Annotated in this window: 20 protein-coding genes and 1 pseudogene; 12 read left to right on the forward strand and 9 right to left on the reverse strand. The window is 45.3% G+C overall.

Annotated elements, in window-relative coordinates; translation table 11 throughout:
• Positions 1–165 precede the first annotated feature (165 nt).
• The 4 genes from citZ (at position 166) to RQP50_RS04320 (ending at position 4,277) form a co-directional block, all read left to right on the forward strand.
• Complete coding sequence (citZ, locus tag RQP50_RS04305; protein ID WP_072731473.1) at positions 166–1,278, forward strand: citrate synthase; 1,113 nt, start codon at positions 166–168, stop codon at positions 1,276–1,278.
• A gap of 133 nt (positions 1,279–1,411) precedes the next feature.
• Positions 1,412–2,710: an NADP-dependent isocitrate dehydrogenase gene (gene icd / locus RQP50_RS04310; protein ID WP_021252158.1), complete on the forward strand. Its 1,299-nt coding sequence runs from the start codon at positions 1,412–1,414 to the stop codon at positions 2,708–2,710.
• A gap of 14 nt (positions 2,711–2,724) precedes the next feature.
• Positions 2,725–3,675 (forward strand): malate dehydrogenase, encoded by a 951-nt coding sequence (gene mdh, locus RQP50_RS04315; protein ID WP_072731472.1) that lies wholly within the window; start codon positions 2,725–2,727, stop codon positions 3,673–3,675.
• Between the two features lie 158 nt (positions 3,676–3,833).
• Positions 3,834–4,277: a hypothetical protein gene (locus tag RQP50_RS04320; RefSeq protein WP_021258995.1), complete on the forward strand. Its 444-nt coding sequence runs from the start codon at positions 3,834–3,836 to the stop codon at positions 4,275–4,277.
• Between the two features lie 105 nt (positions 4,278–4,382).
• Here RQP50_RS04320 and ytvI read toward each other — a convergent pair whose 3' ends face one another.
• Together ytvI and yfbR are read right to left on the reverse strand one after the other, a co-directional pair.
• On the reverse strand, positions 4,383–5,531 hold the full coding sequence (gene ytvI / locus RQP50_RS04325; RefSeq protein ID WP_315743506.1) for a sporulation integral membrane protein YtvI: 1,149 nt from the start codon (positions 5,529–5,531) through the stop codon (positions 4,383–4,385).
• Positions 5,532–5,639: 108 nt separating this feature from the next.
• Positions 5,640–6,269 (reverse strand): 5'-deoxynucleotidase, encoded by a 630-nt coding sequence (gene yfbR / locus RQP50_RS04330; RefSeq protein WP_021252154.1) that lies wholly within the window; start codon positions 6,267–6,269, stop codon positions 5,640–5,642.
• Between the two features lie 242 nt (positions 6,270–6,511).
• On the opposite strand from yfbR, the gene RQP50_RS04335 reads away from it, so the two are divergent.
• The 5 genes from RQP50_RS04335 (at position 6,512) to RQP50_RS04355 (ending at position 12,922) form a co-directional block, all read left to right on the forward strand.
• On the forward strand, positions 6,512–8,062 hold the full coding sequence (locus RQP50_RS04335; RefSeq protein ID WP_021252153.1) for a fumarate hydratase: 1,551 nt from the start codon (positions 6,512–6,514) through the stop codon (positions 8,060–8,062).
• Positions 8,062–9,057, forward strand: coding sequence for a bile acid:sodium symporter family protein (locus tag RQP50_RS04340; protein WP_072731469.1), 996 nt, complete (start codon positions 8,062–8,064; stop codon positions 9,055–9,057). The genes RQP50_RS04335 and RQP50_RS04340 overlap by 1 nt, the downstream gene beginning before the upstream one ends.
• A 60-nt stretch (positions 9,058–9,117) precedes the next feature.
• Positions 9,118–10,938: a two-component system histidine kinase PnpS gene (pnpS, locus tag RQP50_RS04345; protein WP_315743509.1), complete on the forward strand. Its 1,821-nt coding sequence runs from the start codon at positions 9,118–9,120 to the stop codon at positions 10,936–10,938.
• A 149-nt stretch (positions 10,939–11,087) separates the two neighbouring features.
• The gene (locus RQP50_RS04350; RefSeq protein WP_021252150.1) at positions 11,088–11,822 is read left to right on the forward strand and encodes a response regulator transcription factor; all 735 of its coding nucleotides are present in this window, start codon (positions 11,088–11,090) and stop codon (positions 11,820–11,822) included.
• Between the two features lie 182 nt (positions 11,823–12,004).
• A complete protein-coding gene (locus tag RQP50_RS04355) occupies positions 12,005–12,922 on the forward strand; it encodes a DUF4180 domain-containing protein (RefSeq protein WP_315743511.1) in 918 nt (305 codons plus the stop codon).
• Between the two features lie 427 nt (positions 12,923–13,349).
• Here RQP50_RS04355 and RQP50_RS29250 read toward each other — a convergent pair.
• Positions 13,350–13,430: pseudogene (locus tag RQP50_RS29250) on the reverse strand (hypothetical protein); the annotation flags it as partial.
• A 184-nt stretch (positions 13,431–13,614) separates the two neighbouring features.
• On the opposite strand from RQP50_RS29250, the gene RQP50_RS04360 reads away from it, so the two are divergent.
• Positions 13,615–14,622: a carbon-nitrogen hydrolase family protein gene (locus RQP50_RS04360; protein WP_315744564.1), complete on the forward strand. Its 1,008-nt coding sequence runs from the start codon at positions 13,615–13,617 to the stop codon at positions 14,620–14,622.
• Positions 14,623–14,992: 370 nt separating this feature from the next.
• Here the strand turns inward: RQP50_RS04360 and RQP50_RS29255 are convergent, their stop codons facing one another.
• The gene (locus RQP50_RS29255) at positions 14,993–15,280 is read right to left on the reverse strand and encodes a DUF6756 family protein (RefSeq protein WP_394358360.1); all 288 of its coding nucleotides are present in this window, start codon (positions 15,278–15,280) and stop codon (positions 14,993–14,995) included.
• 180 nt (positions 15,281–15,460) lie between these two features.
• On the opposite strand from RQP50_RS29255, the gene RQP50_RS04365 reads away from it, so the two are divergent.
• The gene (locus tag RQP50_RS04365) at positions 15,461–16,138 is read left to right on the forward strand and encodes a hypothetical protein (RefSeq protein WP_315743513.1); all 678 of its coding nucleotides are present in this window, start codon (positions 15,461–15,463) and stop codon (positions 16,136–16,138) included.
• 308 nt (positions 16,139–16,446) lie between these two features.
• On the opposite strand, the gene RQP50_RS04370 is transcribed toward RQP50_RS04365, so the two are convergent.
• The 5 genes from RQP50_RS04370 to RQP50_RS04385 all read right to left on the reverse strand — a co-directional run bounded on the left by RQP50_RS04370 (position 16,447) and on the right by RQP50_RS04385 (position 20,977).
• The gene (locus tag RQP50_RS04370; RefSeq protein WP_315744566.1) at positions 16,447–16,620 is read right to left on the reverse strand and encodes an aspartyl-phosphate phosphatase Spo0E family protein; all 174 of its coding nucleotides are present in this window, start codon (positions 16,618–16,620) and stop codon (positions 16,447–16,449) included.
• Between the two features lie 243 nt (positions 16,621–16,863).
• A complete protein-coding gene (locus RQP50_RS04375) occupies positions 16,864–18,177 on the reverse strand; it encodes a helix-turn-helix domain-containing protein (protein WP_315744568.1) in 1,314 nt (437 codons plus the stop codon).
• A gap of 187 nt (positions 18,178–18,364) precedes the next feature.
• Complete coding sequence (cydS, locus tag RQP50_RS29260; protein ID WP_394358340.1) at positions 18,365–18,469, reverse strand: cytochrome bd oxidase small subunit CydS; 105 nt, start codon at positions 18,467–18,469, stop codon at positions 18,365–18,367.
• A gap of 97 nt (positions 18,470–18,566) precedes the next feature.
• Positions 18,567–19,619, reverse strand: a complete 1,053-nt coding sequence (locus tag RQP50_RS04380; protein WP_315743515.1) for a cytochrome d ubiquinol oxidase subunit II — start codon at positions 19,617–19,619, stop codon at positions 18,567–18,569.
• Entirely contained in the window at positions 19,616–20,977 is a 1,362-nt protein-coding gene (locus tag RQP50_RS04385) for a cytochrome ubiquinol oxidase subunit I (RefSeq protein ID WP_174808212.1), read from the reverse strand. The genes RQP50_RS04380 and RQP50_RS04385 overlap by 4 nt, the downstream gene beginning before the upstream one ends.
• 408 nt (positions 20,978–21,385) lie before the next feature.
• Between RQP50_RS04385 and RQP50_RS04390 the strand changes: the two genes are divergently transcribed.
• A complete protein-coding gene (locus RQP50_RS04390; RefSeq protein ID WP_315743520.1) occupies positions 21,386–22,513 on the forward strand; it encodes a methyl-accepting chemotaxis protein in 1,128 nt (375 codons plus the stop codon).
• Positions 22,514–22,593 lie beyond the last annotated feature (80 nt).

Here is a 22,593-nt window from a genome sequence, read left to right on the forward strand (position 1 = left end):
ATTTTTCAACTGAAACCGTTCACATTTCCGACATTATCCATTATCATCTTAATAGAAAAACTTGCCTTTTTTTCCGGGGCGGAATACTTCGAAACACATCGAGATAACACAGGGAAAAGAAAGATGGGATGGTATTAGGTTACATATGCAAAGGAGAGAGGGCAGATGACAGCAACGAAAGGTTTGGAAGGCATAGTTGCAACGACTTCTTCTATTAGCTCAATCATCGATGGTGTGCTAACATACCGCGGTTATAATATCGACGATTTGGCCGATCATACGACATTCGAAGAAGTTGTTCATTTATTGTGGTTCGGCAAGCTGCCAAATCAAGAGGAACTTTCGGAGTTACGCACTCGTCTGGAGAAGAGCGCTGCAATTCCTTCAGCCGTTGTTGAACAAATGAAATTGTATCCGTCAGACGCGAATACGATGGCTGTTCTCCGAACTGCGATTTCTGCATTGGCTCTGTATGATGAGCAAGCGAATGACACGGGGCATGACGCTAATGTACATAAAGCCATTGCGCTGCAAGCACAGTTACCAACTGTGGTCGCGGCTTTTGCACGCGTTCGTGCAGGGAAGGAGCCGATTTCTCCGAAACCGGGTCATTCCATCGCTTATAATTTCCTATATATGTTAACTGGCGAGGAGCCTTCCGATAGCGCTGTATCTGCTATGGACAAGGCGCTTGTCCTTCATGCGGATCATGAACTGAACGCCTCTACATTCGCTGCCCGGGTTACGGTTGCCACCTTGTCGGATATGTACTCCGGTGTTGTATCGGCAATCGGCGCGCTGAAGGGGCCGCTGCATGGGGGAGCCAATGAAGCGGTTATGGTGATGCTGGAGGAGATTGCTGACCTTGATCGTGTTGATGATTATATTCAGTCCAAGCTTGACAACAAGGAGAAGATTATGGGCTTCGGACACCGTGTGTATAAGAACGGGGATCCTCGGGCGAAGCATCTGCAGAAGATGTCCCGTGAGCTTGGAGAAGCGTGTCAAGATATGAAGCTGTATGATATGTCGACACGCATTGAGTCTCTCGTTACTGGACAGAAGGGACTGAAGCCGAACGTTGACTTCTATTCAGCATCTGTCTATACCATGCTGGGCATTCCGAGAGACTTGTTCACGCCAATCTTTGCAATCAGCCGCGTATCCGGCTGGACAGCGCACATTTTGGAGCAGTTGGACAATAACCGTATCATTCGACCGCGTGCAGAGTATACAGGCCCATCCAGTCAGTTATTTATCCCGATTCAAGAACGGTAATTATCAACTCAATTGAGATAAATGTAGAAGTTTTTGAAAACATAGGTTGTCTTACAAATTGACGGGTTGCTACAATAGAAGAGTAGCTCCCGTTAGCTGTTTGTGTGACAATGAAATTGAAGGAGGAACATCTGTGATTCAATTGGACAAATTTGCACCACCAACCGAAGGCGAGAAAATTAAGATTGAGGATGGCAAGCTCCAAGTTCCTGTTCATCCAATTATCCCGTTCATTGAAGGGGATGGCACAGGTCGTGATATTTGGCGCGCATCCAAGCGTGTATTGGATGCAGCTGTTGAGAAGGCATACAACGGCGAACGCAAACTTGCATGGTATGAAGTATTCGCTGGCGAGAAGGCATTCAATGAATACGGTGAATGGCTGCCGAATGATACGCTGGAAGCCATTCGCGAGTACATTGTAGCGATTAAAGGTCCATTGACGACGCCAATCGGCGGCGGCATTCGCTCTCTGAACGTTGCACTTCGCCAAGAGCTTGATCTGTACGTGTGCTTGCGTCCAGTACGTTATTTCGATGGTGTTCCTTCTCCTGTTAAGCATCCTGAGCTGGTTGATATGGTTATTTTCCGTGAGAATACGGAAGACATCTACGCTGGCATCGAGTATGCTTCCGGATCGGAAGACGTGAAGAAAGTGATTCAATTCCTCCAAGAAGAAATGGGAGTGAAGAAGATCCGCTTCCCTGAGACATCAGGTATCGGCATTAAGCCTGTATCCTCCGATGGCTCCAAGCGTCTTGTCCGTGCTGCGATCGAATATGCGATCAAGCATAACCGCAAGAGCGTGACGATCGTACACAAGGGGAACATTATGAAGTTCACCGAGGGTGCGTTCAAGAACTGGGGTTATGAAGTGGCGGAGCAAGAATTCGCAGAGCACACATTCACATGGGGACAATATGACCGCATCAAAGAGGCTGAAGGCACGGAAGCGGCTAACAAGGCGCAAGCAGAAGCTGAAGCGGCTGGCAAGGTCATTATTAAGGATGCAATTGCAGATATCGCATTGCAGCAAGTATTGACTCGTCCGAAGGAATTCGATGTCATCGCGACATTAAACTTGAACGGCGATTACTTGTCTGATGCATTGGCTGCTCAAGTTGGCGGCATCGGCATCGCACCTGGAGCGAACATCAACTATGTGACAGGACATGCGATCTTCGAAGCAACGCACGGAACTGCTCCGAAATATGCAGATAAAGACGTAGTAAACCCAGGTTCTGTTATTCTGTCTGGTGTTATGATGCTTGAGCATCTTGGCTGGCAGGAAGCTGCAGACCTCATCTATAAAGGCATGGCAAACGCCATCAACAGCAAGACTGTCACTTATGATTTTGCGCGTCTGATGGAAAACGCGACAGAAGTAAAATGCTCGGAGTTTGCTGACCACATCATCAATCATTTGAACTAGGAGGTCGAATCCGAATGGCTATTCGACGCAACAAGATCACAGTCGTTGGTGCTGGTTTCACTGGAGCGACAACTGCTCTTATGTTGGCTCAGAAAGAACTTGGAGATGTTGTATTAGTAGATATTCCTCAGTTGGAGAATCCGACGAAGGGCAAGGCGCTTGATATGTTGGAGGCTGGCCCGGTTCAAGGCTTTGACAGCCGAATTACAGGAACATCGAACTATGCAGACACGCAAGATTCCGATATCGTCATCATTACAGCAGGGATAGCTCGCAAGCCTGGTATGAGCCGTGATGATTTGGTGACTACGAACGCGAGCATTGTGAAGTCGGTATGTGAGAATGTGAAGGCTTATTGCCCGAATGCCTACGTGATTATTTTGAGTAATCCGGTAGATGCAATGACATTTGCTGCTTTTGAAGCACTTGGATTCCCTAAAAATCGCGTAATCGGCCAATCCGGCGTTCTGGATACCGCTCGCTACTGTACATTCATTGCAGAAGAATTGAACGTATCCGTAGAAGATGTGCGCGGCGTTGTGCTTGGAGGTCATGGGGATGATATGGTACCGCTCGTTCGTTATACGAGCGCAGGCGGAGTACCGATTGAGAGCCTCATTCCACAAGAACGAATTGCAGAAATTGTACAGCGTACACGTGTAGGCGGCGGTGAAATTGTCAATTTGCTTGGCAACGGAAGTGCTTACTACGCACCAGCTGCTTCCATCGTGCAAATGGCGGAAGCCATTTTGAAAGACAAAAAACGGATTCTCCCGGTCATCGCATACCTCGAAGGGGAATACGGTTATGACGCTTTATTTATGGGCGTACTGGCTGTACTCGGTGGAGATGGTATAGAGAAAGTGATCGAGATCGAACTGACGCCAGAAGAGAAGGCTGCACTGGATGAGTCGGCCGAATCTGTCCGTAACGTTATTCAAGTGGTCGCTGGAGAACGTGTATAATGCAATGATTCCATTATTTATGAGCATTGTGACAAATCTCATAGAAATATCAAGAAAGACATCGAATATTTCGGTGTCTTTCTTTGTGTTAGTAAGTAAATTTTAGTATAATGGAACGAAGATTGAACCATATCATGTCTATGGAGGGAATGTATTTCATGTACAGTGCCTTTAGTCTTTTGCACATTTTAGGTGCAGTAGCAATGGGGTTCTATGCCATTGTTCCATTTATCGTAGGGAAATTAAACAAGTTGTCTACAGCAGGACAAGAGGGGCTGCTCGTGGGCGTGGGAACGGCGAATCGTCTGGGACAGTATTTCTTAATCGTTCAGTTCATAACAGGCGGTTATCTCATGAGCCAAGCGAAGTACAGTGTGCTCTGGATGGTATTGACAACGGTTGTCTTCCTGGCGATTGCTGCATTTAGCGGCATCATGGGCAAGCAAATTAAGCTTGCAGCGCAGTCCGCAAAAAGCGGTAAAGCGGATGCAGCAGCTACAGGCAAGGTTCGCACTTTCAGTACGCTTATCTTCGTATTGTTCATCGTCATTGTGCTTCTGATGGTTTATAGCTATAAGTTTATTACGGTAACGGCAGGATAATAGAATCGCCCGGTCAGACTTACGTCTAGCCGGGCGATTTTTTTGTTTTTTTGTTTGAATCACCTGATGAATGGTCTAAGATCGTTTACGCGTACTTATCCAACCTTAGTCAATGAGCGATACAGCCTGATCGTCTTCTTTACTGAAAAAGGAGCCGGTCATAATATAGCGCCATACATCCCTGAACACATGAGCTTTCTGCAACGCAGTAAGCACGACGAGAGCGAGGATCCCAATAATGATGCCGGGTACGCCAAACAGCTTCAAACCACCATAAAGAAAAATGAGAAGCAGAAGCGGATTCAGTCCAATGCTGTCCCCGTATACTTTCGGTTCAAAGGCGTGCCGAGTAACGAGAATAATAGGCCACATAATGAGCAGTCCTGTTCCTAAAAATACATTTCCTTCAACATAGGCGAATACAGCCCATGGCACAACGATAGCAGGGATGCCGACTAATGGAATCAGGTCTACAATGCCGCCAATAAGCGCGATGGTGAATGCATATTCTACTCCGAGTACAAGCAAGCCAAGAAAGAAGACAAATGCGGTAATACTGGAGAGAATAATATGGCCCTTAATATATCCGAACACGGCGTTCTGCAAATCACTTGTCACGACGCCAAGAGAGCGGCGTACCCGTTCAGGAATGAGTGTGTTGCTTTTGGATGAAATCGTATTCCACTGTTTGCTGATTAAGAATGTAGCTACCAAGACAATGACTGTGATGACCGCAAGCTTAGGCAGGAATAAGACGGTAGCTTTCAAGAAATGAAACAAGTAGGTGACAATTAACGTTCCTCCGCTAGCAATCGTACCTGTGTATTTTGACAGCGATGATTTCAAATCTGCAAAATTGAATGTATCATTCATGTCGGTGAGAAAATGCTGGAACTCCGCAGAATAGAAATAGGCTTCAGCCTGTATTCTCCATTCCACAATCTGATTCTGTACGATTCCCATAATATGCCATGATTCGGAAATGATCTTCGTCGTGAATAGGTACAGAATTCCTGCGATGATGGCTGCGAAGAGCAGTAGGGCCGTCATCACGGCGAATCCACGGCGGAACTTCCAACGCTTCTCCAAAAAACGAACGATTGGATTCATCATGTAAGCAAGCAGCCAGGCAATCAGAAACGGGCAAATGATCGAAAAACCGAAATAGAATACCGCTGTAAACGCAGCAATGATCAGTAGCACCCATGTTGCTCGGAAGATGCGGTGAACGAGAGTAGGATTAAAAATAGGCATTCATGACTTCCTTTCTATGAAATCAATCTGTGGTGTTGGTATTTCCATTATTGTAACAAACACATGAATTCATACTCGACTTCACATATGTGTCTATGACATCAGCTCTTAGGTATGCTCTTCTTCATCCGATAGAGATATTTCATCCAAAGTCATGTTGAAGCTCGGAGCGAGCGTAGTCAGGAAATATTGTACCTCTGGCATATTCAGCTGCTTCAGCTTCTGTTCCGTCTGGCGCTTGGCGACTTCGAACTCGCGATTGCCTGCAGCTAGCTCACTGATGCATTTAACGTAGGCATCCAGTAGATCGGCTGCCTTCACATAACTCCGCAACTCATGATCTCCTTGCGGATCTATGAGGGGCGTGTAGATGCTTTGCAGTTCGGGAGGAATCATGCCGACCAAGCGTTCGGCGGCCAACTGTTCAATTTCACGGAAATTGTTCAGCAGTCGGCTGTTGTGGTGCTTGACAGGAGTAGGAATGTCGCCTGTAAATACTTCGGTAGCATCATGAAATAAGGCCAATGCTACAGCTTGCCCGGTGTCTACTTGTTTATGGAACACCTCATTAGCAATCGTACACAGCATATGGGTAGTCATGGCAACATGGAAGGTATGCTCCGCAACATTCTCTTTGTCTGTATTTCGCATGAGACTCCAGCGTTCGATATGCTTGAGCCGGTACATATAGGCGAGAAAATGATGGGGTTTGGTTGTTGAATTCTCAGTTGTACTCATAGGTTCCTTCCTTTCAGGGGGATATCTAGACGCTCTACAATTGCAGCAATCAGTTGACTTCGGATTGTCGCAGGAGATAGGCGTGGAAAATGCTTCGATTAGGTGCACGCCTTGTGATATTATAATAGCATTGGAACTCATTTGACGAAATTGTAACAAAGACTACTTCCCGTTGCTTCCGAGATCTGCATCAAGAACACTCATTTCCCGGGATGATTAGAGATGAGAGGAGCAAGTTCATGATGACATCATTTTTGCAGAGTGTGTACGATTTAATTGTAGAAACGTCTACAAATTTGCCAGGGGATGTACGGCGCGCGATTCAAGAGGCACAGGCACAAGAGGATGCTGCAACGCGTTCCGGCTTGTCCTTGAGCACAATCGCTCGGAATATCACCATGGCTGAGAAAAATGTGTCGCCGATATGTCAGGACACAGGCATGCCAACCTTTATTGTACATACACCCATTGGAGCGAATCAAATCCAAATGAAGAAAGACATTCGCGAAGCGATTAGCCGCGCAACGAAAGAGGGCAAGCTTCGTACGAATTCAGTTGATTCCTTAACAGGAGCGAACAGCGGAGATAACTTAGGACCGGGCACGCCGGTCATCCACTTCGAGCAATGGGAACGTGAAGATATTGAAGTGAAGCTGATACTCAAGGGTGGCGGATGTGAGAATAAGAACATTCAATACAGCCTCCCTGCGGAATTGGAAGGGCTCGGCAAGGCAGGCCGTGATCTGGACGGCATTCGCAAGTGTATCCTGCATGCTGTCTATCAGGCTCAAGGGCAGGGCTGCAGTGCAGGCTTCATCGGTGTTGGCATCGGTGGCGACCGAACGACTGGATACGAGCTTGCGAAGCATCAACTGTTCCGTAAGGCAGATGATGTGAATCCTCATTCTGATTTGGCACAGCTGGAGCAATATATTATGGAGAAAGCTAACGAACTCGGGATTGGAACGATGGGCTTCGGCGGTGAGGTCACCCTGCTCGGATGTAAAATTGGCGTGATGAACCGTCTTCCAGCAAGCTTCTTCGTATCTGTTGCGTACAACTGCTGGGCATTCCGTCGTCAGGGCGTAATTATCGACAGCGATTCGGGAGCGATCCGCGAATGGATATATGAGCGTGGAACAGAGGTAGCTATGGCAGCTTCACAGAAATCAGAGAACTCTGGACAAGTCGCAGCTGCTTCTGAGCAAGGAGAGAGTCGTCAAGTCGTGCTGACAACTCCAATTACGGAGGAAGCGATTCGTTCCTTGCGTGTGGGCGATGTTGTCATTATAAATGGGGAGATGCACACTGGCCGTGACGCCCTTCATAAGTACTTGATGGATCATGATGCTCCGGTTGATTTGAATGGGGCAGTTATCTACCACTGCGGCCCTGTCATGCTGAAGGATGAGGAAGGCTGGCATGTCAAGGCTGCTGGTCCGACGACGAGTATTCGCGAAGAGCCTTACCAAGGTGATATTATGAAGAAATTCGGCATCCGTGCTGTTATCGGCAAAGGCGGGATGGGAGCGAAGACTCTGGCTGCCTTGCAGGAGCATGGCGGGGTGTACTTGAATGCAATTGGCGGTGCTGCGCAATATTATGCAGAGTGCATCAAGCGTGTAAATGGCGTTGACTATATGGAATTTGGTATTCCAGAAGCGATGTGGCATTTGGACGTAGAAGGATTTGCAGCAATTGTTACGATGGATTCCCATGGGAACAGCTTGCATGCAGATGTAGATCGGAGTTCGCTTGAGAAGCTTTCTCAGTTCAAGGCTCCAGTATTCTAATGAATCGAAAAATAAAGTTCGATCGTAATATCGGTCTGATCGTGAACGATTGGTTCGAACGGTATATGTACTTGCTTATCCCCAGCTGCTTGGTGCTGGGGGTTCTTTGTAGTGAGCCGTTGCTTCCGTTCGTGCCCTACGTTCCGTGGATGTTCGGACTTGTTACTTTCGTTATGGGGCTAGGATGTGGACGCCGTGATGTGATGGGAGCCTTTCGGCATCCGGTTCTATTCGCGGCCGTATTCATTCTGACGCATATCATCTCACCGATCGCAGCCTATGGGATAGGCACGCTTCTGTTCGGTGCAGGATCATCTTATACGGCTGGACTCGTTCTGTTCACGATTATCCCGTTAGGGATATCTTCTGTGCTGTGGGTGGAGATGGCGAGAGAATCTGTCCCTCTGATGTTGGCTCTAGTGGTCATGGACTCACTGCTTAGCCCCATCGTTGTTCCCGCATCGCTGTCTGCGATGTTCGGGGCTACCATTGCATTCGATGTATGGGCGATGCTGCTTGATTTGCTGTGGATTATTGTGGTTCCGACCGCAGCAGGCATTTGCATATATGAATGGACAGGAGGCAAGGCCAAGGCATCTGCTGCGCCCGTGCTTCTGCCTGCATCGAAGGCTGCATTTGTTGGTGTTGTACTCTTGAATGCAGCAGCGATTGGCCCCTATGTGCGGGCATGGGGGAGTGAGGCAATAGGGCTGTTCTTCGTCGTGCTGCTGCTCGTTGCCGTCTGTTATGCACTAGGCTGGGGATTGAGCTTTATGTTCAAGCGCAGCGGCACAGCAATTCAGGGGACATTGGGCTTCGCTTCAGGGATGCGCAATATCTCTCTTGGTCTAGTGCTAGCGATGAGGTACTTCGGGCCGGAAACAGCCGTTGCTGTTGTACTCGCCATATTGATTCAGCAGCCAGCTGCCACCGTGTATCACGCAATTTTACAAAAGATTAATAAACTTTCTGCTGGTCAAACGGAAAAGGGATAAGTAGGATTAATACGTAGACAGTAACAACAATGAATTGAAGCAGAGAGAAGGAGTAGAACCATGTCACGTTTTCGCACAAGGTTGACCTTTGTGTTTGTCTTGCTTATCGGTATTTCAGTGCTAACAGCGGGCATTTATATGGCATCTACATTCAAGACGAGTCATATTCGGCAGCTTGAGCAAAATATGTCCCGGGAAATTATGCTCATCGAACAGACCTTGGTCTGGAAGCAGGGAAACCGCTTCGAAGAGCTTGCCAGCTACTACACAGACTGGGCTCGCAAGCTTCATGATAGTGCTGATGCAAGGGTTACGTTCATACTGAAGGATGGAACCGTTGTCGGAGATTCTGACCGTCCAGTAGCTGAGTTGGATAATCACTTGAACAGAGAGGAGATCGCTGCTGCGAAGAAGGATGGACTAGGCTCCAAAATTCGCTATAGCGATACCCTTCGGCAAAATATGCTGTATGTTGCTAGTCCTGTTCATACTCCAGACTTCGATGGCTACGTACGCTTAGCGATGAGTCTGGCAGATGTAGAGAGCAGTGTACGAGAGTTGTGGGCTTATCTGTCGATAGGGCTCGCTATATTGTTCCTTGTCGCAGCTATTGTCAGCTATCGAATAGCGTATAACATGACACGGCCAATTGAGAATATGACCCGCGTCGCGATGCGTATCGCGCAGATGGACTATCGGGCACGAACTCAATCTGTCGGGAAAGATGAGATCGGGCAGCTTGGATCTGCGATTAATGCGATGGCTGATAGTCTGCAGGTTCAAATGTCGGAAATTCGCGAGAAGGAAAGCCGCCTTCAGGCAGTGCTTGAACATATGATTAATGGCATTGTTATGATTGATGCTCAGGGCCAAGTTGGTCTGTTGAATCGCAAGGCGGAGCATATATTGGGCATTAAGAGCACCGAGTGGATCGGACGTACCTTCGAGGATGTTCGAGCGCCACATGAGATGCAGCAAATGACTGCAGAGGTGCTGGAACGCAAAGTAGCGAGTCATGATGAAATTACACTGTATTATCCAGAAGAACGTCTGCTTGATGTGAGTGTAGTGCCCGTTTACTTCACAGACAATGAATGGGCAGGTGTACTGCTTGTCATGCAGGATGTATCTACAATTCGGCGTCTTGAACGAATGAGAAGTGAATTCGTGGCCAATGTGTCCCATGAATTGAAGACACCGATTGCTGCGGTGAAGGGATTCGCGGAGACCTTAATGAATGGCGCGATGAATGACCCAGAGATAGCAACGTCGTTCCTGCAGATCATCCATGATGAGAGTGAGCGGTTGAATCGCCTAATCGGCGATATATTGGAGCTGTCTAAGATAGAGTCGAAGCGGGTGCCGCTGCAATACTCCCCGGTTCAGGTCGATCTGTTCTTGGAGAAGACGGTGGAGATGCTCCAGAAGGAAGCTGACAAGAAGCGAATAGAAGTTCTTCTGAGTACAGAACAAGATATGTATGTGGAGGCTGATGAGGATCGATTCCGTCAGATTGTGCTCAATCTCTTGTCGAATGCGATTAATTACACGCCAGAAGGCGGTCATGTAAAAATTGTAGCAATGCCGATTGAACATAGCGACAACGGGGAAGCAGAGTGGATTCGTCTGACTATATCCGATACTGGCATCGGTATTCCGAAGAAGGATTTGCCGCGCATATTTGAACGGTTCTATCGTGTTGATAAGGCACGGTCTCGCAGTTCCGGAGGAACTGGCCTAGGCTTGTCCATCGTGAAGCATCTCGTTGATGCTCATCATGGATTAATTCGCGTAGACAGTGAACTTGGGGTGGGTACGACGTTCACGATCGAGTTGCCAGTCGTGCAAGATATTCAGATGCTATCGAATAGTGTAAAGTAGGCCACGCGATGAGATCGGCTGCCTTTCATTAATTTTCAACATTTTCAAAAAATGCTTGGTCAACATCACATGATATATGTTACGATAATGTTGAGAAACGATGAAGAAAGACGATTACGTATAATCGATTCGACTTTCGGAGGAAGATTATGTCAGAGATTAAAGTATTGGTAGTTGAAGATGAACCGACACTGGCGCGACTGCTGTCCTACAACCTGACTTTGGAAGGGTATGAGACAACGGTTGTCGATCATGGGACTCAGGGCTTGCAGATGGCGCTCCATCGCAAATTTGATCTTATCGTTCTAGATATTATGCTTCCGGGAATGAACGGTTTCGAAATATTGTCGCGAGTAAGACAGGCAGGGATTCGTACCCCAGTGATTGTTCTAACTGCTCGAAATGCGGAGGAAGAGGTCGTACAAGGTCTGAAGTGTGGTGCTGATGACTATATTACGAAGCCTTTCGGTGTTGCAGAGCTGTTGGCAAGAGTGGGAGCGGTGCTAAGACGGACATCGAGTGACGGAACCGGATTGACATTGTCCGAAGAGTCTGATGACAAGATGATTGCACTTGGCGATCTGCGGATTTATCCAGAGAAGTATGAGGTTACGCTTCATAATGATCTCATTCCACTGCGGCCTAAGGAATTTGAAGTATTGTTATATTTAGTACAGCGCCCTGGAACCGTAGTAACAAGAGATGACCTGATGAACGCCGTATGGGGGTTTGACTATATTGGCGGACAGCGGACAGTAGATGTGCATGTCAGCTCTCTTCGCAAGAAGCTGGAGATGAATCAACAATCTGTGCAGATTGATTCGATTCGTGGCGTGGGCTACAAGCTTGTCGTTCATAAGAAGCAGGGTGTGCTTCCATCTTAGGTTGCATGAGAATTAGAATATGGAATTTTTAATATAGTAGGGCTGTCCCGTCACATCCGATGTGATTATGGGGCAGCCCTATTTTTCTTTTGTTGATCTAATCAACCATCCAGTATTTACATTATCAATAATATAGATTATTATTAACCTATGTTACTAGTAACCTAATGAGGTGTTTTTCGATGTCGATCAAATATGCAATTCTGGGGCTTCTGAGCTGGAAGCCGGCTTCCGGATATGAATTGAAGAAGATTTTTGAGGACTCATCAGCGATGTATTGGTCCGGCAATAACAATCAAATCTATAAGTCGCTTGTTCAGCTATTGGATAATGGCCTAGTCACTAACGAAATCAAGCATCAGGAAAGTTCCCCATCCAAAAAAATTTACAGCATTACAGATGAGGGAATGCTCCGATTAAAAGAATGGGTGCTTGAGGAACCTGAACTTCCCGAGCTTAAGAATACATTCCTTATCCAATTGGCATGGGCAGACCAACTAGACGACGAGGAATTATACGATCTGCTGGATCGGTATGAGGACAGGATCAACATGCAGCTCGTCTATCAGCAAGAAAAAATGAATCGTGGACTCCAAGAGCCGAATCGAAATGAGCGGGAAGCCTTTTTGTGGAATAAAATTTCTGAGAATCTATTGTCCAGCTATCTCAATGAACTGAAATGGGTGCAGGGAATTCGCATGGAGCTTAAGGGAAGAAAACAAATGAAGGAGAGAATGACCATGAACTATAAACTCGTCGAAAACGAAACGAAGCCATATATCGAATTGATTGCAAGCGACACACCGTTAAGTACGGAGCAGGATGCTGTGGATTTGATTGCCTTGTGCAAGGAACATGATGTTGAGCTGCTTCTGGTACACGGGGAAGCTCTTGCGGGGGAGTTCTTCAGTCTTAGAACGGGCGTAGCGGGAAGAATGATTCAAAAGTTTACGAACTACCATGTGAAGACAGCTGTCATCATTCCCGATCCATCGTTAAATAGAGGCCGCTTTAAGGAAATGGTGGGAGAATCCAATCGCAGCAATCATTTCGGGGTCTTTGAAACTCGGGAAGATGCGGAGAGCTGGCTTATTCAGTAACGGTGAATCGACGGTTAGGGGGTGTAGGAGACAATGAATATGTCATTCTCAGAATGGCAGGTATGTAAGTCGCGATTTTGACGAGGCCTCGCTGATATACGATACCTGGTATCGTACGACATGATGAAGCAACGCCTCAAGAGCAGGATGTTCGAAGGCTGTTTTCTTGTAGTGGATCACTACATAGGAGACAGCTTTTTTATATTGAACGAAGTCTAAGTGTAGATGAGAAGAGATTCCTTTAGGGGAAATTTAGGTTGAAATTGGTGAGCCGTGGTTTGACGATTCGGACCTGGAACCGGAGATCGGGTTAAGTGAGCCGCATGCAAGAGTAAATGTGAATGCAAATGTAAATACAAATGCAAATGAAGAAGGAACAGGGAAGCAGTCGCAATGGTAAACCATGGTGAGGAATGATCCGGATATGTTATTGGTATTCTACAGAAGCTACTGGGCTCATATAGCCTAGTGTTCCATGGCTTCGGTGTTTATTGTACCCGTTCACATAATCATTACAGTTTCAGATACTGAAGGCTATTTGTATTTCTCTTTGATCAATTTAACAAAAATGGAAAGTGGATGGTCAAGGCTATAAATAGTGGATGGTTACAAATGGAATCTTAAGTGTTAATTTGTAGTTAAATAATTATTTGAACTTAAATAATTATAAATAATTACAAAAGGAGAAATTTATTGTGGGAAATTATCCTAAATATCGCGCAGCAGCTGTCCAGGCTGCACCTGTATACTTGGATTTAGATGCAACAGTTGAAAAATCTTGCAAATTGATTGCTGAAGCAGCATCTAATGATGCAAAATTAGTTGCTTTTCCCGAAGCTTTTCTTCCCGGTTATCCTTGGTTTGCATTTATTGGTCATCCAGAATATACAAAAAAATTCTATCATGATCTCTACAAAAATGCAGTTGAGATTCCTAGCTTAGCTATTCAAAAAATCAGTGAAGCAGCTAGAAAACACGAAACTTACGTATGTATTTCTTGTAGTGAAAAAGATGGTGGATCTTTATATTTAACTCAACTATGGTTTAATCCCAAGGGGGATTTAATCGGAAAACATCGAAAAATGAGAGCGTCTGTTGCTGAAAGACTTATATGGGGAGACGGAAGTGGAAGCTTGATGCCAGTATTTAAAACGGAGCTTGGTAATTTGGGTGGACTGATGTGCTGGGAACACCAGGTTCCTTTAAATCTGCTTGCAATGAATTCACAAAATGAACAAGTACATGTAGCCTCCTGGCCAGGGTACTTTGATGATGAAATCTCAAGTCGATACTATGCTATTTCAACTCAAACCTTTGTTTTAATGACATCATCTATATATTCGGAAGAAATGAAAAGTATGATTTGTTTAACACCTGAACAAAAAGAATACTTCGATACATTTAAGAGTGGACATACTTGTATTTATGGACCTGATGGAGAACCAATTAGCGAAATGATTCCTGCAGAAACAGAAGGAATCGCTTATGCTGATATAGATCTAGAAAAAATAATTGATTATAAATATTACATCGATCCTGCTGGTCACTATTCTAACCAAAGCTTAAGTATGAATTTCAATCAAAGTCCTACACCTGTTGTTCGTAAGTTTGGAGATAACGAGACTAAGAAAATTACTTATGAGGAAATCAATCTACAGATTGGCAGTCGAAACTTTTTAGGTGAAAATGCTTCCTTGTAAATATTATGAGTGAGTTTTACTTATGAATTTTGTCACGCTCCCAAAGCAAAGAAGTACACCAATATTTTGTTTTCCTTTTTAGGACAAGGCTGGATTCTTTTATCAAAAGATAGAATAGGTCCAATATGGTCAATAATTATAAATGATTAGATATAATGTTAGACATTTTATTAGTGAAAATAAAAATGGATAGAGCTTTCAGAATACATCTGAATCTCTATCCATTTTTTTGATCATTTACAATTACATTTGAGTTTGTAAAAAGTACTAGTTATTATTAGTGATCGAGCTATCGTGTCTTTAATGACAATTATTTATGCTGGTTTTTATCTCGACTTAAAGTGACGGAGTCGCTGGCTGCACTTGGAGGTTAGTCGGTGAGGATGTGTCCGCTGATTCCACTTCCCTGCATATGGTTGTTATATGAATTACGAGCCTCCTTGAATTTGCTTTCACCTTCATAAATCCACATCTTGTCATCATAGTCTTCTGCGATAAACCAGATAAACTCATCTTGATTAAAGTATTCAAAATACTTATATGTTGAACCTACAAATCCAACAGAATAATTAGTCTCTTTAAGTCTATTCCATCCCCAATGTAATCCTTGTGAATAATGCGTTTTTGTTAAAAAATGATCTTCAATATTATCTAAAATACTTCTCTACTGGTCTTTCCTAACTTCAAACAGCTTATCCCTCGGAATTGAAAGTTTCTTTGATACTTATTTTGCGCAGAATAAGAGTGAGCGTATGCTTGAGTAACATCAACACGCTATGCAAAATGAAACTTTTTCCATAATAAATCGTCTATACTTCTATATGAGGAAGAGGTGAATATGATGAAACCCCTGTCAAAAATTGTGTTGTGTACTGCCCTTGGAACGATGATTGCTTTAGGAACGGCTTATGCAGGATCTAATTTGAATCTACTTATCAATGGACATGACGTTGTGACGGAAAAGCTGGATCTTCAAGTCAAAGACGGCAAAGTGCTTGTTCCGATCGATCGTCTTGCGGAAGAATTTAAAGGCAAGGCGGTTTACGATGCTGATAAGAATGAAGTTCAAGTGACGCTGCCGGATTCCGCTCAACAAGTGATTCAGATCGAACGTTTGGAAGCGGCGATGATCCCCTCTACAGCAAAAGAAGCCTTAGATACTTGGGTCAAAGGCATTCAGACTCGCAATGGAGCGCTGCAATTCGCTGTTTTCTCGCCTGAACTACGTTCCAAAACCAAGAAAGAATTCGAAGATTACTACTGGAATACGGGCGGCTCCAGTCCGCATATGTCTGAGATCGATAATCTCAAAACAAAATCTCTGAATAAAACGACGACTCAGTTCTCATTCGATTATGGCCTTGTTGCTTCCAATTGGAAAGGCAAGGGCTCTGCGGTTGTCACCGTACAAAAACTTACATCCAAAGGTCATGAAGGTTGGTTTATTACGAATATTAAAATGAAAGACCCGAGCGATACAGGTATCACGATCGGTGTCGAACCGTTAAAGAAATAATTGATCCCAAAATGATATATCGAACTAAAGCCTCTAAGAGCCCTGACACCCTGTTGTCAGGGTTTTTATTTATAATCAAGCTTATAAGAAAATCAAACGATGTCATAACTTTCTGATCGTCCCGCTAGTCAGCTGTGGGCAAAACCAGACAAAAGTATTGTGAAAATACGTAAAACCCGGCATCTGAACGACGCCGGGTTGGCATTATGCTATTTTTCGAAATTACTTTGTGATTTTTTCAAGGATAGGCATAATCGCAATTGGCGGAAGCGATAGAAACACCGCTTTGTAATAAACCCCAACTAAACCTAACCTATGCTTTTTTTCATGCATCTCTTTTGATGCTCCAGTATGTAAATGTCTAGAAGCTGGCTAATTTGGACGACTTCGTCATCGATAAGATTATTCTTTTGGTTCACGAGGCAGGTTAGTTCATGCCTGAGTCCATCAATTTTATTTAATAGATCATCACAGTATACAATAGTCCGTCACCTCAGATTAGGGGGAATAATGGGCGCCCTTTCTTTACTATTAGTATACAGTGTGTCTATTGAATTCTAATAAAAGGGATTAAAGGGAAACTTTTTAAAATAAAAAAAGAGTACCAAGTTGGCACTCTTACCATGGGTGTGTTCCTCCAGAACCCCCAAATGAATACGAAAAATCAGTTATCCCAATGATGATTGAGCAAAATAGACCGCTATATAGTACTGCCTTCAAACGTTTCACATGAACCCCTCCAATTTATGTTCTTTAGCTGCGCTTCGTTTATAATATGTATTCAATTTTGCTAATGTGGATATGGGCATGTCAAGGTTTTGTTGCAGATGGTTATGCACGATTTGATTCATGCATTCTTTTTCTTGTTCTGTGTCATTGATTTTTGCGTAGTGCAGCGCGCTCTCCAGGAAATCAGATATCCCTTTGTCGAGATCGTCTACGGCAATGAAATATTCAGCTCGGTGATAATAATATTCGGCTAGTTGCGAGATTATGTTGGGGTTATTCATGCTGATGGTTTGTGGACATATTGGGTATGCAAGCAATTGTTCTATTTCATCGAACTGGTTATTATGTAAATATAGTCTCATTAACTGATTGATGGCTAGTGGTGCATCATTTTGGTTGCACGTTTCCAAAAAGGAGCTAAGCTGTGTGATAGCTACCGAGGAGTTCCCCCTTTTCGCGTTAAGCAATGCTCCCATAAGAACAGAATTTGCCTTGATGTGTGGGTAGTCATATTTTTCATACTGCCCTGAGTAATATTCGGACTTGTCGTAGTCCTCAAGATAGAAATAAGAGTCGCGCAATATGCCAAGCGCATTGATGTAGTACCAATTGTCTGCATCTGCTTCTTGGAGTACATGAAGGCAGAGATCAATGCTCTCCTGGTATAAAAATAAATTTAATGCGTGAATTCCTAATTTGTAATACAGAATGATTCTGTCCTCGCAGCTTAAAAAATGGGCGTATTCCACAATATATTTGCGTCCATTGTAAACCGTACGGAGCCGTGTAAAATCATCCCGTTCGATGAGGTACACCTGGAGCAAACCTTGTGCTAGGAACGGCATGATGCCGTGATCGCGTGAGTAGTCAACGATCAATTGGTATAATGCCAAGCGAATTTCCTTGTGTTCCACTGAAGCTGTGAAGCTATATAGGCGTTCGACTAAGGAGTGGCTGTCGTCGCTTGGTGATTCCAGAAATTTGGCTCCTACTGTTCGTGCCAGTTCGGCGGAGCCTGAATGTTGGATCACGTCCTGCAGTATATGCAGCCGCATTTCTGCTCGTTTGTCCACACTTAAGTACAGTTCGACAACCGTATCCAACGGGATGTGCAGTGCTTCGACAAGCGGACGGAGCGTCGTATATTCCGGCCTCTTGACGTCTTCGTTTTCGATTTTCGATATTGTGCCTTTATGAACGCCGGATGTTTCTGATAATTGCGCTAAAGTCATGCCGCTATTACGCCTATAACTATGTATTAATTCGCCGATGGACAATATCTGTGCCATCCTGTATGCACCTACTCTCATTTTCAATCATAACCTCCTATATTTTACCATACAATATGTCGAATGGGAATGTTTGGATTACCTGGATGGGATCAAAAGTTAAAAAAATGTCGATATATTGCGTAGGGGACTAATCAGTTCCATTAATGAAAAGAACCTTGCCCGTACGGTGGCAAGGTTCTCCATGGATGATGCGAGAGACAGCGATCTAAATATCATCCTCATTCATGTCTCGTGAGCCCCAATAAAATAGGGCAATGACGAAAGCAATAACAATAATGAACGGGGCATAAAAGATTAAAAATTGATTCATCTGCTCTGTGCTCCTTTATATTTAACATAGCACTGCGCGACATTCATATCTGTCGCTTCATCCGCTGCATGCATTGCATGAATGCCTTCTCATCCTATCAAATATGCTTCTTGCCCGACCGTCCACCTGTGCCATTCTTGATCCCCTTCACATAGTTCGCGTCGAACAGGAACAGGCGAAGAAGCAGGAAGAGGGAAGGCAGCAGAATGAGCAGTCCAAGGACGAATACAACGATCAGCGCATAGGCCATGGCCGGATTCGTGACATGCTCATAGACATTGATGTAGGGGTAGAGCACATAAGGCAAATGTGCCGAACCGTATCCGAACCATGCGAACCCGAATTGTAAGATGACACATAGAAACGCTAAGCCATAACGGCGTCTTCTCCATACATAATAGACGGCGATGACGAAGAACAGGAAGGACAGAACGAACATCCATGCCCGATCCAACATATTGGCAAAGTGCTCCGCATTATGACCCTGAATCGCGTAGAACACGAACAAGCTGGCTAGGATGGTGGGCGCGGACCACATCAGGGCATATTTGCGCACGATGTTGAGTGCCCCTTCATCCTCAGCTTTGGATGCATAGTACGTCAGGAACATGGCGGAAATGTACAACACGCTGACAAGAGCGAGCACAATAACGGAATAGGGATAGATGTTAGTGAACAGGCTCAGGAACTGGAATGAAATGCTGCCGTCAGCCCCCTCCGAGATATACCCTCCTTCAGAAATAGCGAGCACGGTGGACAGCGCAGCGGGAATAAGCCATCCACTGACTCCATATAGAAACAGGTAGATACGATTACTCTTAATCCCATATGTGCTAAAGGCATAGTACGATCCTCGTATGGCAAGCAGAATGAGCGCTAGACTGCCCGGGACGAGCAGTGCTGTTCCATAGTAGTACGCGGAATCGGGGAAGAATCCAACCAAGCCGATATAGAAGAAGACTAAGAACACATTCGTCACTTCCCATACTGGGGACAAGTAGCGCTCAATCACGTTATGGATTATATGACGCTTGCCCGTTACCGAGCTGACATAACTGAAGAATCCTGCCCCGAAGTCGATGGACGCAACAAGCAGATAGCCGAACAGGAAGATCCATAGAACGGTGATGCCGACTAATTCGTAACTCATTTCTTCCCTCCTCCTTCCCAGCCAAGTGCCTTAATTTCGTCTTCAGCAGGGTTATGCTTGAACATGCGAATGAGCACCCGAATGGCTGTCACTGTAATGACAAGATAGAGCAGCGTGAAGAGCCACAGCATTGTATCCACGTGATTGGATGTTGTTGCGCCCTCGGCCACGGTCATGACTTTCCATAGAATCCAAGGCTGACGTCCAATTTCAGCGAACATCCATCCGAATTCGATAGCCAACACCGAGAGCGGAGCGCCAAGCACAACGGCTCTTAGCAGCAGACGATTATGCGGCTTTTTCAGACTTTGCCGGCGATTGCGCATGAACCAGATGACATACCATAGGGACACGACTGTTAAATACATGCCGATAAACACCATGGAGTCGAAGAAGTAGTGGGATGCCTTAAGCGGAGGTCTCTCCTCCACGGGCACTTCGTTCAATCCCTTCACGACCGTATCGGGGGTGCCGCCTGCTAATATGCTCAAGGCAAATGGGATATGAAATCCGTATTTCACCTCATTATTTTCGGTAAGAATGCCGCCGAAGACGAGCTCAGCATGGGACTTCGTCTCGAAGTGCCATTCTGCTGCCGCCAGCTTCTCAGGCTGATATTCATGCAAATACTTGCCTGAGAAGTCGCCGATGACGGCTGTTGCGACAGAGAAGAGAAGGGCGGTCACCATCGACATGCGGAGCGCTTTTTTGTAATACGCGTGAGTGCGGCCGCGCAGCAGAGACATCGCTGAGATGGCTGCCATAATGAAGGCGCAAGTCACATAGGCGGTCGCGAGCACATGTCCAACTTTCGTCGGCATGGCAGGATTGAACATCGCTACGATGGGTTCAATATTCGTCATTTTCCCGTTCACCAGATCAAATCCGCGTGGTGCATTCATAAAGCCGTTAACAGCCGTAATGAAGAAGGCAGAGGCTGAGGAGCCTATAGCGACCGGAACGAGCAGAAGAAAATGATAGATGCGATTCGGGAAGCGATCCCAGGTGTATAAATAGATGCCTAGAAAGATGGCTTCCACAAAGAACGCGAATGTCTCCATGAATAAAGGCAAAGCGATAGCCTGTCCTGCAACCCTCATAAAGTTCGGCCACAACAAGCTCAACTGTAGACCGATGCATGTCCCTGTTACGACGCCTACAGCTACAGTAACTGTGAACCCGCGAGCCCAGCGGCGCGCCATAAGCAGATAATAAGAGTCGCCTCGCTTAATGCCGATCCATTCCGCAAGTGCAATCATTAACGGCATGCCGACACCAATAGTGGCGTATACGATATGTACGAACAGTGTTAGCCCGGTAAGTATGCGGCTGAAAATAACCGGATCATAGGTGAGCATGTGAGGTCAACACTCCTTCAAATATAAGTTCCGATCGTTCAGAATAGCCTTCGCAAGAAGGACAGCAGCATGATCGCGCCAACAACAAAGCAGACGACGATAAGCATTTTTTCTTGCTTTCTTATTTTTTCAATATGGTTGTTATCAGATCCCATTCATAGTCCCTCCCTTTTATCCCGAGAGAACGATCCCCGAAAAATAGGTTTGCCCTTGAAAAAGCTCCTAGTGAAATGATGCCCGTTTTTTCGATGTCTATGATGAAATCGTGAAAGTTAGTCTTATCAAGATATGAAAATGAGGAAAAGTCGATTTACAAAATCTTAAAACACGCAATATGGCAGCATTAACATTACCGTGCTACATTGGGACTAAAGACCGATAACAGGACTAGAGTAGGAGTGGGAGCTTATGACGATGTTGCTAACGAAGATGGAAGTAAGACGAGAGGGAGCGAATCGACAATCCATAATGAAGAGAGAGTATGAGGATCTCATTCAATTCGCACCGATCATTCTTGCCAGCACCACCATTGAAGAAGCGGATCAACGATTTCGAGAGGATGGCTCGCTGCGCTGCCTTGTCATAGGAAATGAACATTCTGAACCGATTGGCATTGTGATGCGGGAGAGATTCCATGAAAAAATGAGCAAGCGGTTCTCTCCTGCACTTTATTACGAAAAACCAATTGTACGCGTAATGGATAATGAGGCACTCATTGTCGAATGCGGTATTGAAACTGAACAACTATTGGATATGTCAGCGTCCCGTTCTGAGGAACGAATGTACGACAGTATTGGGGTCACACGTGGGGGTAAATATGTCGGAATACTCACCTCCAAGCAGTTGTCATCCTTATCCAATCAAATACGACTCGAAGCGAAGCAGAAGGAATCGGAGGTTATTATGTCCACGCGGGGAGCATTGCACAGCATATTAACAGAAACAGAGCATGTCCGCCAAGCTTCAGCAGATGGCAAATCGCACGCAGATCGGATGATCGACGAAACATTGACGGGAAAGACTGTGCTTGATCAGGTATCTTCAGCATTTCAACAGGTGTCAATACGTGTGGAGAGCCAGGCAAGACAAACAAAGAAATTGACAGAGCATACAACAGCGGTGGCGGATGCCGTCAGCGTTATTCGCTCATGGTCGGATTCTTGTCATATGCTGGCGCTCAATGCATCCATTGAAGCTGCGCGTGCAGGGGAGCATGGGCGCGGGTTCGAGGTGGTTGCGTCCGAGGTGCGCAAGTTGGCTTCGTTAACCAAGGCAGCCACGGAGCAAATCGATGAGACGCTCCATCAGATGATGGAAGCTTTAACGCTGACGATTACGACTGGCGATCAAGCTCATTCCGAAGTGAATACGACGCTTGAAGGCTTGAACGCTGCCTTGTCCAAGTTCGAGCAACTGTTCCGTGCCATAGCAGAAAATCGCAATCGATTGGATCAAGTAGATGCTTACGCAGCACGCATGGCTGTGACAGCGAATGAGGCAAATCGACAGTTACAGACAATGTCAGCGCAAGATTGATTTTTTTACATTCCGTTAACAAATAAACCAAACAGTCTTAACAAACAGCCATTAACATACTAGATGTGAGACAAACAACG

Origin of the sequence: Paenibacillus suaedae (genome assembly GCF_032337355.1) — a bacterium.
GTDB lineage: Bacteria > Bacillota > Bacilli > Paenibacillales > Paenibacillaceae > Paenibacillus_B > Paenibacillus_B suaedae.